This is a genomic window from Paracoccus ferrooxidans (assembly GCF_029909815.1).
GTDB lineage: Bacteria > Pseudomonadota > Alphaproteobacteria > Rhodobacterales > Rhodobacteraceae > Paracoccus > Paracoccus versutus.
Genome location: NZ_CP038202.1, coordinates 1,110,238 through 1,124,744 on the forward strand (window position 1 = coordinate 1,110,238; position 14,507 = coordinate 1,124,744).

The following is a 14,507-nucleotide window of genomic DNA, read 5'->3' on the forward strand; positions in this document are numbered from 1 at the left end:
CCAAAGGCCACGCCCATTTACAAGCCCGCCCCGGCATCCGCATATTGGACATGACCCCGCTGTTGAGAGATGCCCGATGCATGCCATGCTGCTGCACAGGATCGGCGCGCCGCTGGTCTGGACCGAACTGCCCGACCGTGACCCCGGTCCGGGCGAGATCCGGGTCCGCGTCCTGGCCTGCGGGGTCTGCCGCACCGACCTGCACGTGGTCGACGGCGAATTGCCCGACCCGGTGCTGCCGATCATCCCCGGACACGAGATCGTCGGCCGGATCGAGGCGCTCGGCCCCGGCGTTGCCGGCCTTGCCCTGGGCCAGCGGGTCGGCATCCCCTGGCTGGGCCACGCCTGCGGCGCCTGCCCCTATTGCCGCGACGGGCGCGAGAACCTGTGCGACGCGCCGGGCTTTACCGGCTACACGCGGGACGGCGGCTATGCGACCGCGGCGATCGCCGACGCGCGTTTCGCCTTTCCCCTGGGCGAGGCCGGCGAGGACGTGGCGCTGGCGCCCCTGCTTTGTGCCGGGCTGATCGGCTGGCGCGCGCTGGTGATCGCGGGCAAGGCGCCGCGGCTGGGGCTTTACGGCTTTGGCGCGGCGGCCCATATCATCGCGCAGGTGGCGGCGTGGCAGGGCCGCGCGGTCCATGCCTTCACCCGCCCCGGCGACCTGCGCTCGCAGGATTTCGCGCGCCGGCTGGGCGCGGTCTGGGCCGGCGGCTCGGACCAGCCCCCGCCCGAGCCGCTGGATGCAGCGATCATCTTCGCCCCGGTGGGCGAGTTGGTTCCGGCAGCGCTGAAGGCGGTGCGCAAGGGCGGCCGCGTGGTCTGCGCCGGCATCCACATGAGCGACATCCCCGCCTTTCCCTATGCGCTGCTCTGGCACGAACGCCAGATCGCCTCGGTCGCCAACCTGACGCGGCAGGACGGGCTGGACTTCCTGTCGCTGGCGCCCCGCATCGGCATCGCCACCGAAACCACGACCTATCCGCTGCGCGAGGCCAATCGCGCGCTGGACGACCTGCGCGCCGGCCGCTTCGACGGCGCGGCCGTGCTGGTGCCCTGAGCCGCCCGCCGGGCGCGGCCGCGCCCGGCCAGCCCCTCTCTTTCCGACCGGGATCTGCTGCCATGAAGGAAACGGCGAATACCCTTGCAACCGGCCCCGTCCCGACCGATGCCGGCCCCTTTCGCGCCATCGACCGGCTGCGCGAGGCGATGGCCGCCGGCTTCGGCACCGGCGTCTCGCCGCTGGCGCTCGGCATGGCGCTGATGGACTGGTCGGCGCATCTGGCCGCCGCGCCGGGCAAGCGGCTGGAGCTGGCCGACAAGGCCGCGCGCGAGACGGCCGCGCTGCTGGCCCATGCCGCGGCGCTCGCCGCCGATCCGGCGGCCGAGCCGGTGATCCGGCCGCCCCCGCAGGACCGCCGCTTTGCCGCCGCGGCCTGGCAGAACCCGCCCTTCAGCCTCTGGGCCCAGGGCTTCCTGCTGGCGCGGCAATGGTGGCAGGAGGCGACGCGCGACGTGCCCGGCGTCGATCCGCATCGCCAGAACCTGCTGTCGGCGATGGTGCAGCAATGGCTCGACATGGCCTCGCCGGCGAACCTGCCCTTCACCAATCCCGAGGTGATCGCCCGCACCCTGCAGACCGGCGGGCTGAACCAATGGGTGGGCATGCGCAACTGGGCCGAGGACATGGCCCGGCTGGCCGCCGGCAAGCCCCCGGTCGGGGCCGAGCAATTCCGCGTCGGCCACGAGGTCGCGGCAAGCCCCGGCAAGGTGGTCTATCGCAACCACCTGATCGAGCTGATCCAATACGCCCCCGCGACCGACACCGTGCTGGCCGAGCCGGTGCTGCTGGTCCCGGCCTGGATCATGAAATACTACATCCTCGACCTTTCGCCGGAAAACTCGCTGGTCCGGCATCTGGTCGGCGCCGGGCACACGGTCTTCTGCATCTCATGGCGCAATCCCACGGCCGAGGACCGCGACCTGACGCTGGAGGATTACCGCAGCCTGGGGGTGATGGCGGCGGTGGATGCGATCTCGGCCATCCTGCCGGGGCGGGGCATCCATGCGGCGGGCTATTGCCTGGGCGGCACGCTGCTGGCCATCGCGGCGGCGGCCATGGGCGGGGCGCGGGACGACCGGCTGGCCAGCGTCTCGTTGCTGGCGGCGCAGACGGATTTCGCCGAGCCGGGCGAGCTGGGGCTGTTCATCGACCACGACCAGCTCAACAGCCTGGAAAGCGCGATGCGGCAACGCGGCTACCTGACGGCCGAACAGATGCTGGGCGCCTTCCGCTTCCTGCGCTCGAACGACCTGATCTGGTCGCGCATGGTGCGCGCCTATCTGATGGGCGAGCGCGAGCCGATGACCGACATGCTGGCCTGGAGCAGCGATTCGACCCGGATGCCCTATCGCATGCAGGGCGAATACCTGCGCCGCTTCTACCTGGAAAACGCGCTGGCCGGCGACCGGCTGCTGGCCGACGGCCGGCCCGTGGCGCTGCGCAACATCCGCGCGCCGATCTTTGCCGTCGGCACCGAAGAGGATTACGTCGCCCCCTGGCGCTCGGTCTATCGGCTGCACTGCCTCAGCGATGCCGAGCTGACCTTCGTGCTGGGGGATCGGGACCACCTGGCGGGGATCATCCTGGACCCGGCCGGACCCGGCCATCACCGCATCGCCACCCGCGGGCGGGACGGCACCTGCCTGCCGCCCGACGACTGGCTGCACGCCGCCGCCCTGCGCGAGGGCTGCTGGTGGCCGGCCTGGACCGACTGGCTGGCGCGGCATTCCGCGGCCGAGCGGGTGGCGCCGCCGGGCATGGGCGCGGCCGCCGCGGGCTATCCGGTGCTGGAGGACGCGCCCGGCAGCTATGTCCGCCAGCGCTAGGCCAGCAGGGCGGCGGCCTCCATCGCCATCATCCGCTCCTCGTTGGCGGGGATGATCAGCGTCGCGAAATCGCCCAAGGGCGCCATGCGGCGCAGGATCGCCTCGCGCACCGGGGCGGCGTTCTCGCCGATGCCGCCGGTGAAGACCATGGCGTCGATGCCGCCCAGCGAGACCGCCATGGCCGCCGCCGCCTGCGCGCATCTGAGCGCGAAATAGTCCAGCGCGAAACGCGACTGCGCCGAGCCGTCCGCCAGCAGCGCCGCCACATCGTTCGACTTGCCCGACATGCCCAGAAGGCCCGAGCGGTTATAGATCAGATCCTCGATCTCTTCGGGCGTCATGCCGAAGCTGCGCTGCATCAGCAGGATCGCGCCGGGATCGACGGCGCCCGAGCGCGTGCCCATGGGAATGCCGTCCACCGCGGTCATGCCCATGGTGGTATCGACGCTGCGCCCCTGATGCATGGCGCAAAGGCTGGCGCCATTGCCCAGATGCGCGGCGACCACCCGGCCCCGGTGCAGGTCGGGATGGTCGCGCGCCAGCACCTGCGCCAGCCATTGATAGGACAGGCCGTGAAAGCCATAGCGGCGCACGCCCTGTTCGAACAGCGGCTCGGGCAGGGCGAAATGGGTGAAAAGGGCATCGCGCCCGGCATGGAAGGCGGTGTCGAAACAGGCAAGGTTCGGCACCTCGTCGCCCACCAACCGGCGGGCGGCGGCGATGGCGGCCAGCCCGTGCGGCTGGTGCAGCGGCGCCAGCGGGATCAGCGCCGCCAGATCCTCCAGCACCTGCGGCGTGACCGGGGTCGAGCGGACATAGCGCGTGCCGCCATGGACGATGCGATGCGCCACCGCCTCGATCCGCCAGCCCTCGTCATGGGCGTCGATGAAATCCAGCACGGCCTGCATGGCGGCGGCATGATCGCCGCCAGCGACCGGGCCGCGGAACTCGGGCCCGCCGGCCAGCCGGGCCGCCAGCTCGGCATCCGCGCCGATCCGGCTGACCGCACCGCGCGCCAGAAGCGCCAGCCCCTCGCGCGCGAAGACCCGGAACTTGAGGCTCGACGAGCCGGCGTTCAGCGTCAGGATCGCCGGGGTCATTTCACCTGCCCCAGCCGGCGCGCCTCGGCCATCAGCACGGCCAGCGCGGTGGACAGCATCCGGGCGCGCACGGAATCGGCGCGGCTGGTCAGGACGACCGGCACCCGCGCACCCAGCACGATCCCCGCCGCATCGGCGCCGCCCATGAAGACCAGCTGCTTGGCCAGCATGTTGCCCGATTCGATGTCGGGCACCAGCAGGATGTCGGCCTGCCCCGCCACGGGCGAGACGATGCCCTTTTCCCGCGCCGCCGCCGGGCTGATCGCATTGTCGAAGGCCAGCGGCCCGTCCAGATCGGCGTCCTCGATCTGGCCGCGATCGGCCATCTTGCACAGCGCCGCCGCGTCCAGCGTGGCCTGCATCTTGGGATTGACCGTCTCGACCGCGGCAAGGATCGCGGCCTTGGGCCGGGCCGGCCCCCACAGCACGCGCCAGAGCACGATGGCATTGTGCAGGATGTCAACCTTGACCATCAGGTCGGGGGCGATGTTGACCGCCGCATCGGTGATGATGAAGGGGCGCGGATAATCCTCGGTCAGCATCAGGAAGGCGTGGCTGATCCGCCGCTCGGTGCGCAGCCCGCATTGCGGGTGGATCACCGCGCCCAGCAGCTCGTCGGAATGCAGCGAGCCCTTCATGATCGCGCCGACCTGGCCGGTCGCGGCCATCTGCGCGGCGCGGGCGGCGGCGGCGTGGCTGTGTTCGGTATCCACGATCTCATAGGTGTCGGGGGCCTGCCCCGCCTCGGTCAGCGCGGCGGCGATGCGGGCGGCGGGGCCGACCAGCACCGGCTCGATCAGCCCGGCCGCGCGCGCCTCTTCCACCGCAGCGAAGACGGTATGGCTGACCGGGTGGACCAGGGCGGTGCGCAGCGGCGGCAGACCGGCGCAGCGGTCGATGATGGCTTGATAGGCGTCGGTCATCGCTATCCTCCGTGCTGGCGCGGATCCCGCGCCCCCGAGGATCCCGATATGCCGGCGGGAGGCAAGGGAAAAGCGGCGTCCCGCCGCAAGCGCCGCGGGAAAGGCCGGCCCGGTGCGACGATCCGGCGCGGGGGCCGGCGTCGGCGGTCAGCCGGTGCGGTCCAGAAGCCGGGCGATCTCGGCCCGCAGTTCCGACAGCTCGAAGGGTTTGGCGATGAAGCCGTCGGCGCCAAGCGCCAGCCCCTTGCGGCGTTCCACCACCGAGCCGCGGGCGGTCATCAGCAGCACCCGCACGTCGCGCAGGCCGGGGTCGGCGCGCAGCGCCTCGACGATCTGGTAGCCCGAGATGTCGGGCAGCATGATGTCCAGCAGCACCAGGTCGGGGCGGTTGGCGCGGATCTCGTCCAGCGCGGCGGTGCCGCCGGCGATCCGCCTGTAGCTGTGGCCGGCCCGCGCCAGCAGGAACTCCAGCGCGGCGGCGATATTGTCCTCGTCCTCGACGATCAGGATATGGGCCATCACCCCCTCCGAAGGATCGGACACCGAAGCCGGGCCAGGCGGGTCGGTTCCGGGACGGCGATGGCCCGCCCCCAAGGGGGCGGGCCTGCGTTTTCAGTGCGACGAGGCTTCCGCCGCGCCGATCCCGGTTTCCGAGCGCACCTGCTGGGCCAGGAAGCCGGCCCGGTCGATGCGCGCCCGCGTGCCGTTGTCCATCTTGGACACCAGCCAGATGCCCAGGAAGGCCAGGGTCATCGAGAACAGCGCCGGCGAGGTATAGGGGAAGGGCGCCGAGCCGGCGGGGTTGCCCAGCGTGGCTTCCCAGACCGAGGGCGACAGTACCGTCAGCACCACCGAGGAGATCAGCCCCAGGAAGCCGCCGACCACGGCGCCCTTGGTCGTGCAGTCCTTCCACAGCACCGACATGAACAGCACCGGGAAGTTGGCCGAGGCAGCCACCGCGAAGGCCAGCGACACCATGAAGGCGATGTTCTGGTTCTTGAAGGCGATGCCCAGCACCACGGCCACCAGGCCCAGCACCAGCGTGGTGATGCGCGACACGCGCAGCTCGCTGCCCGGCGCCGGGTTGCCGTTCTTGATGACGGTCGCATAAAGGTCGTGGCTGACCGCCGAGGCGCCCGAGAGCGTCAGGCCGGCGACCACCGCCAGGATGGTGGCAAAGGCCACGGCCGAGATGAAGCCCAGGAAGACGTTGCCGCCCACCGCCTTGGCCAGATGCACCGCCGCCATGTTGCTGCCGCCGACCAGAGCGCCGGAACCGTCCAGGAATTCCGGGTTGGTCAGCACGAAGGTGATGGCGCCGAAGCCGATGATGAAGGTCAGGAGGTAGAAATAGCCGATCCAGCCGGTCGCCCACATCACCGACTTGCGCGCTTCCTTGGCGCTCGGCACGGTGAAGAAGCGCATCAGGATATGCGGCAGGCCGGCGGTGCCGAACATCAGCGCCATGCCGAAGCTGATGGCCGAGATCGGATCCTTGATGAAGGTGCCCGGACCCATGATCGACTGGCCGGCGACGGCGGCTTCCTCGGCGGTCTTGCCGCCGGCGGTGGCCAGATCGGCCTTGACGCGGACCGCATCGGCGAACATCGCCTCGGGGCTGAAGCCATAGTGCCACATGACCATGAAGGACATGAAGGTCGCGCCGCCCAGAAGCAGGCAGGCCTTGATGATCTGCACCCAGGTCGTCGCGGTCATGCCGCCGAACAGCACGTAGATCATCATCAGCGCGCCGACGATCACCACCGCGATCCAGTAGTCCAGGCCGAAGAGCAGCTGGATCAGCGAGCCCGCGCCCACCATCTGCGCGATCAGGTAGAAGGCCACCACGACCAGCGTGCCCGAGGCGGCAAAGATGCGCACCGGGGTCTGGGCAAAGCGGAAGGCCGCCACGTCGGCAAAGGTGAAGCGGCCCAGGTTGCGCAGCCGCTCTGCCATCAGGAAGGTCAGGATCGGCCAGCCGACCAGGAAGCCGATCGAATAGATCAGCCCGTCATAGCCCGAGATCATCACCGCGGCCGAGATCCCCAGGAACGAGGCGGCCGACATGTAGTCCCCGGCGATGGCAAGCCCGTTCTGGAAGCCGGTGATGCCGCCGCCCGCGGTATAGAAATCCGCCGCCGACTTGGTCCGCGACGCCGCCCATTTGGTGATGTAGAGCGTCGCCAGCACGAAGGCGGCGAACATGGTGATCGCGGTCCAGTTCGTCGCCTGTTTCTCGGCGCCCTGGATCACGTCGGCGGCCATGGCGGCGCCCGGCATGGCCAGGGCCGCGGCCATCAGGCCGTTGCGCAGGATCTTGTGGGTCATTTCAGCGCCTCCCGGCGAACCTTCTCGCTCAGCTCGTCGAACTCGCTGTTCGCGCGGCGCACGTAGACGCCGGTGATGATGATGGTAAAGACGATCACGCCGAAGCCCAGGGGGATGCCCCAGGTCATGACGCCGTCGCCGATCCGCGAGGCGAGCAGTTCCTTGTCGAAGGCGATCAGCAGGATATAGCCGTAATAGACCACGAGCATCGCAATCGTCAGGATCCAGCCATAGCGGGATCGTTTCGCTTTCAGTAATTGATAGTTCGGATCTGCGGCGATCCGTTCGGCCAGGTTGTCTTGCATCGGGGTCGTGCTCCTCCACTGCCACGATATGCTGTCTTTTCAGCCGCGCCGGCGCCATGCCGGCGAGACGATCTTCTTCTGGAAGGCTTTTCGGCGGGCGGCAGGCTCCTCCGGCCATGCCGCGGCCGGTCCATGGGCGCGCATCGCCCATGGCGGTCCGTCTTGCACCATGCCGGGCCGGCGATCCGCCGCCGGCCCGCCGCGGCTGTCAGTGCCGGTTCATCCGGTTCTCGATCAGTTCGTCGACGACGCCGGGGTCGGCCAGCGTCGAGATGTCGCCGAGCGCGCCGAAATCGTCCTCGGCGATCTTGCGCAGGATGCGGCGCATGATCTTGCCCGAACGCGTCTTGGGCAGGCCCGGCGCCCATTGGATCAGGTCGGGCTTGGCGATGGGGCCGATCTCGGTGCGGACCCATTTCTCCAGCTCGGCGCGCAGCTCGTCGCTGGGCTCGACCCCGTTCATCAGCGTGACATAGGCATAGATGCCCTGCCCCTTCAGCGGGTGCGGATAGCCCACGACCGCGGCCTCGGCCACCTTCTCATGCGCGACAAGGGCCGATTCCACCTCGGCCGTGCCCATGCGGTGCCCCGAGACGTTGATGACGTCGTCGACCCGGCCGGTGATCCAGTAATAGCCGTCCTTGTCCCGCCGGCAGCCGTCGCCGGTGAAGTAATAGCCCGGATATTGCTGGAAATAGGTCTCCATGAAGCGCTGGTGGTCGCCCCAGACGGTGCGCATCTGCCCCGGCCAGCTGTCGGCGATGCACAGCACGCCGTCGATCTCTTCGCCATGGCCGTCCTGCGGCACGCCGCTCTGCGCGTCCAGAACCACCGGCTTGACGCCGAAGAAGGGCAGCGTGGCCGAGCCCGGCTTGGCCTCGATGGCACCGGGCAGCGAGGTGATCATGTGCCCGCCGGTCTCGGTCTGCCACCAGGTATCGACGATCGGGCAACGGCCCTTGCCGACATGCTTGTCATACCAGACCCAGGCCTCGGGGTTGATCGGCTCGCCCACCGTGCCCAGCACGCGCAGGCTGGAGAGGTCGTATTTCTCGACCCATTCCGGCCCCTGCCCCATCAGCGAGCGGATGGCGGTCGGCGCGGTATAGAACTGGTTGACCTTGTGCTTGTCGCAGACGGCCCAGAAGCGGCCGGCATCGGGCCAGGTCGGCACGCCCTCGAACATCAGCGTGGTGGCGCCGTTGGCCAGCGGGCCGTAGACGATATAGCTGTGCCCCGTCACCCAGCCCACGTCGGCCGTGCACCAGAACACGTCGCCGTCCTTGTAGTCGAAGACGTATTGATGCGACATCGCGGCGAACAGCAGGTAGCCGCCGGTGGTATGGACCACGCCCTTGGGCTTGCCGGTCGAACCCGAGGTGTAGAGGATGAACAGCGGATCCTCGGCATTCATCGGCCGCGGCGGGCAGTCGGGGCTGACCTCGTCCATCAGCTTCAGCACGTCGACGTCGCGGCCCTCGATCCAGCTGGTCTGGTCGCCGGTATGCTTGACCACCAGGCAGCGCACCCGGTCCGAGCAATGCAGAAGCGCCGCGTCGGCGTTCGACTTCAGCGCCGTGCGCCGGCCGCCGCGCGGCGCGGTGTCGGCGGTGATGACCAGCTTGGCGCCCGAATCGTTGATGCGGTTGGCCAGCGCGTCGGGCGAGAAGCCGGCGAAGACGATGGAATGGATGGCGCCGATCCGCGCGCAGGCCAGCATGGCATAGGCCGCCTCGGGGATCATCGGCATGTAGATCACCACCCGGTCGCCGCGCATCACCCCCTGGCTCAGCAGGACGTTGGCAAAGCGGTTCACCTTTTCCGACAGTTCGGCATAGGTGATGTGGCGCGCCGGCTGGTTGGGGTCGTCCGGCTCGAAGATGATCGCGGTCTGGTTCGCGCGCTTGGGCAGGTGGCGGTCGACGCAGTTGACCGAGGCGTTCAGGATACCGTCCTCGAACCATTTGACCGAGACCTGGCCCATGGTGAAATCGGTGTTCTTCACCTTGGTATAGGACTGGATCCAGTCCAGCCGCTTGCCCTCGCGGCCCCAGAACCCGTCGGGGTCCGAGATCGATTCGGCATACATGCGGGCGTAATCGGCCGGCTGGACCAGGGCATCCTCGAAGCCGGGCGGAATGGGATGTTTCGCAACATTTTCAACGGACATGACGCGCCTCCTCTACTCGCGACAGGGTAGATCCGGGACGCCCGCACCCTCCTCAAGGTGCCGCAAACGGGCGCCGGAACACCAGTTGCGCTCATGTTAATATGAGTTTGCTTTTCCAGTAAACCATTTTTTTAAAAAGAGAATTTTGTAAATAAATTGACGCGCGCCTGCGGGTTTTTGTAAATTTTTCACAACCCCGTCAGGATGACGCCGCGTCGCGGCCGCCGCCGGACATGCAAAACCCGCCGCGCGGCCCTGGCGCGGCGGCCACCGGGTCCGATGGCGGAACCGCTATGCCCCGCGCGGCGCCGCTTCAAGCCGGGCGCCGTCGAAACGGGCCAGCAGCGCCAGGATCTCCTGCCGGTCGCCGGCCAGGCAGGCGGCGGTGGACAGCGCATCGGCCAAGCCCGCGCCGGGGGCCGAGATGCTGACCGCGCGCCAGGCCGGACGCGCCGGCGCGCCGCTGCGCGGGTCGAGGATATGGCCGTCGCGCCCCGCCTGGTCGAAGCTGGTGCCCAGCGGCGCCGATGTCGCCAGCGCCCGGCCGCGCAGGCCCACCGCACCGCCCTCGGCCAGCCGCACCGGCCAGTCGGTGCCGTCGGGCCGGCTGCCCAGGGCGCGCAACTCGCCGGTGTCGATCAGGATGTCCCCCAGCCCCTCGGCCTCGAGAAGCGCGGCAACGCGGTCGGCGACATAGCCCTGGCCGATGCCGTTCAGCGTCAGCGCCATCCCCGGCTCCAGCGTGATGCGCGCCGCGTCCAGCCGCACCCGCTCCCAGCCGGTGCGCGCCAGCGCCGCGCGACGCTCGTCCGCGGTGGGGCGGCGGCCGGCCAAGGCGGCCTCGGCCCAGAGCGACCAGAGCGGCTGCACGGTCGGGTCGAACAGCCCGCCGCTGGCGCGATGCACCGTGCCGGCCAGCGACAGGCATTCCAGCAGCTCGAAGGGCGGCGCCTCCAGCGCCGCGTCGCGGTTCAGCCGCGACAGGGCGCTGTCGGGGCGATAGAGGCTGAGGATGCCTTCCAGCCGGTCGATCTCGGCCAGGCAGCGGGCGGTGATCGCCTCGGCCTCGGGGTGGTCGATGCGGATCGAGGCGCGGGCGCCAAGCGCCTGCCCGACCCAATGCCGGCCGGGCTGGGCACGCAGGGCCGCGGGCGCAAGCGCCACGGCGGCGGTGATGGTCAGAAAGCGACGGCGGGACAGGCTCATGTCGCGGGCTCCTTGGGTTGGCTCAGCGCGCGCAGGCGGTTGATGAAATCGGCTTCCGTGCTGCCGTCGGGCACGGTCTCCTCGGGCGCCAGCACCATCTCGTCGGGGATCGCGTCCAGCCGCATCACCTGCCCGCCCTGCGCGGCGACGAAGGCATCGGCGGCCTCCCGGCTGGAAAAGGGCACCGCCTCGGGCGCGCCCATGCCGCCGACCTGGACCGAGCCCATGACGAAGAAGGCGTCCTTCGCCTCGATCCAGTTGCCCTGCCCCGGCTCTTCCCAGGTCGCGCCGGGCGCGCCCATGTCGTTCACCTGGATGGCCAGGATCGGGTGGCTTTGCTCGGGCATCCTGGCATAGGCGATGGCGTCGCGGACCTGGCTGAAGAACAGCGGCGTGCCCGGCATCCCCTCCAGATGTACCTGCGCCTTGGGGCCGGGATGCTCCAGCAGGTTCATCTGGCAGAAATGGCCCAGCGTCTGGGCGTTCATCTCGACCGGCGTGGTGTCCTGTGCGACCTCCTCGCGGCAGGCGGCAAGGCCCAGCAGCAGCACCAGCAGCAGCGCATGTCTCATGGCGTGACCTTTCGGAATGCGGCAATGGCAAGGCCAAGCGCGGCCAGCGGCCAGGCCAGGACCGACAGCGCCGATTGCCAAAGCGGGATGGTCGCGGCGGCCCCGCCGACGCCGGCAGCGGCGGCGGTGGCCTGGGCGGCCGAGAGGTTGAACAGGCGGAAGGCGTCGGCCGGGTTCGCAAGCAGCGCGACCGGCAGCACCTCGGTGGTGAAGCCGCCGCCGCCATCGGCGACGATCAGCGCCAGCAGGGCCAGGTCGTAAAGCACCACCAGCCCCAGCCACAGCCCGACCGCCAGCCCGGCCGCGCCCGAGGGCCGGCGCGCGATGCTGGACAGCGCATAGCCGGCGCCCAGGAAGGTCGCGCCCAGCAGGGTCGAGCTCCACATCAGCCGCCACAGCGCCGGCAGCCCGGCGGTCGAGGCCGGATCGCTCCAGACCGCCGCCAGGGCCGCCGCGCCGTAGCCCGCGCCCACCGCCAGCGCCAGGATCGCCATATGCGCGACCAGCTTGCCCGCCAGCACCTCGGCCCGCGCGACGGGATAGGTCAGCAGCAAGGGCAAGGTGCCGCGCTCGACCTCGCCGGCTACGGCATCGAAGCTCATCAGCAGCGCCAGCAGCGGCACCAGGTAGACGGCAAGCGAGGTCAGCGAGGCGACGACGACCGACAGCCGGTCGGCGCCGATGTCGCCGGTGGGCGCGGCACCCGCCGCCGCCAGCACCAGCGCAAAGACCACCATCAGCGCGGTGGCGATGGCGACCCAGCGGTTGCGCAGCGCGATGCGGAACTCCAGCGCCGCGGTGGAAAGGATGCGGCGGATCATTGCCCGTCCCTCCGGCTGAAATGGCTGTAGATGTCCTCGAGGCTGGGCGGGATCACGTCCAGGTCCGCGACCTGGCCGCCAAGCCCGGCGATGCGCGCCAGCAGGCCCAGCTTTTCGTCCTGCGCGCAGGCCAGGTGCAGCGTGCCGTCGCCCGCCAGCCGCGCCTGCGGCAGCGCGGCGGCCAGCGCCTCGGCCGCGCCGGGCGCCGGGACCACGGTCAGCCCCACCGGCAGGGCGGCGCGGCGGCGCAACTCGGCCAGCGTGCCCTCGGCCACCAGCCGGCCCTGCGACAGGATCAGGATGCGGTCGGTGCGGGCCTCGACCTCGGTCAGCACATGCGAGGACAAGAGGATCGCCGCCCCCTCGGCCGCCAGCCCGTCGAGCAGCGCATAGAAGTCGCGCCGCGACACCGGGTCGAGCCCCGAGGTCGGCTCGTCCAGAACCAGAAGCCGCGGCCGCCCGATCAGCGTCTGGGCCAGGCCGACGCGCTGGCGCATGCCCTTGGAATAGGTGCCGATGCGGCGGCGCGCGGCCTTGGCCAGCCCCACCCGCTCCAGCAGTTCCATGGCCCGGCGCGGGCTTTCGCCGCGCAGCGACAGGTAGTGGCGGATCTGCTCCTCTCCGGTCAGGGCCGGGTGGAAGGCGGCGTTTTCCGGCAGATAAGCCACCTGCATCCGCGCCTGGGCCGAGCCGGGCGCGGCGCCGCAGACCCGGACCTCGCCCGCGTCAAAGGGGATCAGGCCCAGGATGATCTTCATCATCGTGGACTTGCCCGCGCCGTTATGGCCCAAAAGCGCGACGCGCATCCCCGGCCCCAGGTCCAGCGAGACCTCGGCCAGCGCCTCGACGGTCTGGAAGCGCTTAGTGAGACGTGAGATCGTCAGGGTCGATGTCATCGTAGGTTCCTTTTGCCCAACGCCCCGCGACCTCGGCCTCGTAGGCCGCGATCTCGGGCGGGACGGGGATGGTCAGGGGGCGCATCAGGGGCGCGCTGTCCTGCACGCCGCCCGGCAGGGTGGCGGGAAAGCTCTGCTGGCTCCAGCGGATCAGCTGCACGGCGGGGGCGCCGGTCAGAAGCGCGGCGGCGGGCTGCGACCACAGGATATGGTCCATCAGGTCGTTGGGGCGATAGACGCCGTCGGCGATGCCGTCGCCGTTCAGGTCGAAGCCCGGATGGTCGGACCAGAAATTGCCGCGCCCCTCGTGGCTCCATTCGATATGGCGGGTGCCCACGTATTTCACCTGCTCGCGATTGCCGACAAAGGCGTTTGCGGTCAGCACGTTGCGCTCGGACCCGGCGGTGAAGTGGATGCCGATGCCGCAATCCTGGAAGCGGTTGTCCCAGATCAGGTTCTTGTGGGCGTTATAGATGAACAGGCATTTCTTGGTGCCGCCGCGGATCAGGTTGCCGGTCACGTCGGCATTGTTGGCATAGTTCAGCATCAGCCCATGCTCGCGGTCGCCCAGGCTGCGGTTGTCGCGGATCACCGCCCGGTCCGAGAACATGATGGCGAAGCCCAGGTGGTTGCCGATGCTGACATTGCCCGACACCTCGGTGTTGCGAGTATACATGAAATGCACGGCAAAGCGCAGGTCGCGAAACAGGTTGTCGCGATAGGCGCTGTCGCCGCTGGCGTTCGAGAAGATGCCGTCGCGGCCGTAGCGGACGGAATTACCCTGCACCAGCGTGCCGGGGCTGTTCCAGACATAGATGCCGTTGCCGCGCTCGTTCATGCGTGGGTCGCGGGTGCCGATGACCTCGTTGCCGACGACCTGGGCGTCGCGGCCGCCATGCACGTCGATGCCGTGCATGTTCCCGGTCAGCCGCAACTGCCGCACCTGCGCCCGGTCGGCGCCCTTGAGGATCTTGACCCCGGCGTCCAGATCCTTGTTCGCCATGCCCGAGCCGGTGACGGAAAAGCCCTGCAAGGTAACGTCGGGCGCGGCGATGGTGACGACCGTGCCCCGTCCCTGCCCGTCCACCACCGCGGCACGGCTGCCGGTGACGGTCAGGGGCCGGTCGATGGCGACGGGGCCGGCATGGACCCCGTCCTGCAATCGCAGCACATCGCCGGGGGCGGCCCCGGCGATGGCTTGGGCAAGGCTGCCCTGGCCCGGCGCCACGACATGCTCGGCCGCGAGCGCGGGCCAGGCAAGCAGCAGGGCAAGGGCAAGGGTCAGCAGGCTGCGCAT

The 14,507-nt window shown here is 69.9% G+C and carries 12 protein-coding genes and 1 pseudogene; 2 read left to right on the plus strand and 11 right to left on the minus strand.

Annotated features, from left to right (window positions below; translation table 11 throughout):
* Positions 1 to 76 precede the first annotated feature (76 nt).
* Together E3U26_RS22465 and E3U26_RS22470 are read left to right on the plus strand one after the other, a co-directional pair.
* Entirely contained in the window at positions 77 to 1,060 is a 984-nt protein-coding gene (locus E3U26_RS22465; RefSeq protein WP_499106687.1) for a zinc-dependent alcohol dehydrogenase family protein, read from the plus strand.
* Between the two features lie 62 nt (positions 1,061 to 1,122).
* On the plus strand, positions 1,123 to 2,889 hold the full coding sequence (locus E3U26_RS22470) for a PHA/PHB synthase family protein (RefSeq protein ID WP_499106689.1): 1,767 nt from the start codon (positions 1,123 to 1,125) through the stop codon (positions 2,887 to 2,889).
* Here E3U26_RS22470 and E3U26_RS22475 read toward each other — a convergent pair.
* From E3U26_RS22475 to E3U26_RS22525, 11 genes and pseudogenes are all read right to left on the minus strand, one after another.
* Positions 2,886 to 3,989: an acetate/propionate family kinase gene (locus E3U26_RS22475; RefSeq protein ID WP_072463679.1), complete on the minus strand. Its 1,104-nt coding sequence runs from the start codon at positions 3,987 to 3,989 to the stop codon at positions 2,886 to 2,888. The two genes, E3U26_RS22470 and E3U26_RS22475, sit on opposite strands and share 4 nt — an antisense overlap.
* Positions 3,986 to 4,930, minus strand: a pseudogene (locus E3U26_RS22480) (bifunctional enoyl-CoA hydratase/phosphate acetyltransferase); the annotation flags it as partial. The gene E3U26_RS22475 and the pseudogene E3U26_RS22480, both read right to left, overlap by 4 nt.
* Positions 4,931 to 5,059: 129 nt before the next feature.
* Positions 5,060 to 5,431 (minus strand): response regulator transcription factor, encoded by a 372-nt coding sequence (locus E3U26_RS22485; RefSeq protein WP_036757709.1) that lies wholly within the window; start codon positions 5,429 to 5,431, stop codon positions 5,060 to 5,062.
* Positions 5,432 to 5,524: 93 nt separating this feature from the next.
* Positions 5,525 to 7,240 (minus strand): cation acetate symporter, encoded by a 1,716-nt coding sequence (locus E3U26_RS22490; protein ID WP_072463676.1) that lies wholly within the window; start codon positions 7,238 to 7,240, stop codon positions 5,525 to 5,527.
* Positions 7,237 to 7,545: a DUF485 domain-containing protein gene (locus E3U26_RS22495; RefSeq protein WP_036757705.1), complete on the minus strand. Its 309-nt coding sequence runs from the start codon at positions 7,543 to 7,545 to the stop codon at positions 7,237 to 7,239. Before E3U26_RS22495 ends, E3U26_RS22490 begins: the two co-directional genes overlap by 4 nt.
* Positions 7,546 to 7,753: 208 nt before the next feature.
* Positions 7,754 to 9,715 carry an acetate--CoA ligase gene (gene acs, locus E3U26_RS22500; RefSeq protein WP_275600428.1) on the minus strand — a complete coding sequence of 654 codons (1,962 nt, stop codon included), beginning with the start codon at positions 9,713 to 9,715 and terminating at the stop codon, positions 7,754 to 7,756.
* 291 nt (positions 9,716 to 10,006) lie between these two features.
* Positions 10,007 to 10,921, minus strand: coding sequence for an FAD:protein FMN transferase (locus tag E3U26_RS22505; RefSeq protein WP_499106690.1), 915 nt, complete (start codon positions 10,919 to 10,921; stop codon positions 10,007 to 10,009).
* Positions 10,918 to 11,493, minus strand: a complete 576-nt coding sequence (locus E3U26_RS22510; RefSeq protein ID WP_116220738.1) for a nitrous oxide reductase accessory protein NosL — start codon at positions 11,491 to 11,493, stop codon at positions 10,918 to 10,920. Before E3U26_RS22510 ends, E3U26_RS22505 begins: the two co-directional genes overlap by 4 nt.
* Positions 11,490 to 12,314, minus strand: coding sequence for an ABC transporter permease (locus E3U26_RS22515; protein WP_036756607.1), 825 nt, complete (start codon positions 12,312 to 12,314; stop codon positions 11,490 to 11,492). Before E3U26_RS22515 ends, E3U26_RS22510 begins: the two co-directional genes overlap by 4 nt.
* The gene (locus E3U26_RS22520) at positions 12,311 to 13,210 is read right to left on the minus strand and encodes an ABC transporter ATP-binding protein (protein ID WP_036756605.1); all 900 of its coding nucleotides are present in this window, start codon (positions 13,208 to 13,210) and stop codon (positions 12,311 to 12,313) included. Before E3U26_RS22520 ends, E3U26_RS22515 begins: the two co-directional genes overlap by 4 nt.
* Positions 13,176 to 14,507 (minus strand): nitrous oxide reductase family maturation protein NosD, encoded by a 1,332-nt coding sequence (locus tag E3U26_RS22525; RefSeq protein ID WP_499106693.1) that lies wholly within the window; start codon positions 14,505 to 14,507, stop codon positions 13,176 to 13,178. The genes E3U26_RS22520 and E3U26_RS22525 overlap by 35 nt, the downstream gene beginning before the upstream one ends.

Coding starts and splice junctions, on each gene's coding strand:
- E3U26_RS22520 (WP_036756605.1), bottom strand. CDS start 13,210: ATGACATCGACCCTGACGATCTCACGTCTCACTAAGCGCTTCCAGACC.
- E3U26_RS22485 (WP_036757709.1), bottom strand. CDS start 5,431: ATGGCCCATATCCTGATCGTCGAGGACGAGGACAATATCGCCGCCGCG.
- E3U26_RS22475 (WP_072463679.1), bottom strand. CDS start 3,989: ATGACCCCGGCGATCCTGACGCTGAACGCCGGCTCGTCGAGCCTCAAG.
- E3U26_RS22465 (WP_499106687.1), top strand. CDS start 77: ATGCATGCCATGCTGCTGCACAGGATCGGCGCGCCGCTGGTCTGGACC.
- E3U26_RS22470 (WP_499106689.1), top strand. CDS start 1,123: ATGAAGGAAACGGCGAATACCCTTGCAACCGGCCCCGTCCCGACCGAT.
- E3U26_RS22495 (WP_036757705.1), bottom strand. CDS start 7,545: ATGCAAGACAACCTGGCCGAACGGATCGCCGCAGATCCGAACTATCAA.
- E3U26_RS22525 (WP_499106693.1), bottom strand. CDS start 14,507: ATGCGCAGCCTGCTGACCCTTGCCCTTGCCCTGCTGCTTGCCTGGCCC.
- E3U26_RS22505 (WP_499106690.1), bottom strand. CDS start 10,921: ATGAGCCTGTCCCGCCGTCGCTTTCTGACCATCACCGCCGCCGTGGCG.
- E3U26_RS22515 (WP_036756607.1), bottom strand. CDS start 12,314: ATGATCCGCCGCATCCTTTCCACCGCGGCGCTGGAGTTCCGCATCGCG.
- E3U26_RS22510 (WP_116220738.1), bottom strand. CDS start 11,493: ATGAGACATGCGCTGCTGCTGGTGCTGCTGCTGGGCCTTGCCGCCTGC.
- E3U26_RS22490 (WP_072463676.1), bottom strand. CDS start 7,240: ATGACCCACAAGATCCTGCGCAACGGCCTGATGGCCGCGGCCCTGGCC.
- acs (WP_275600428.1), bottom strand. CDS start 9,715: ATGTCCGTTGAAAATGTTGCGAAACATCCCATTCCGCCCGGCTTCGAG.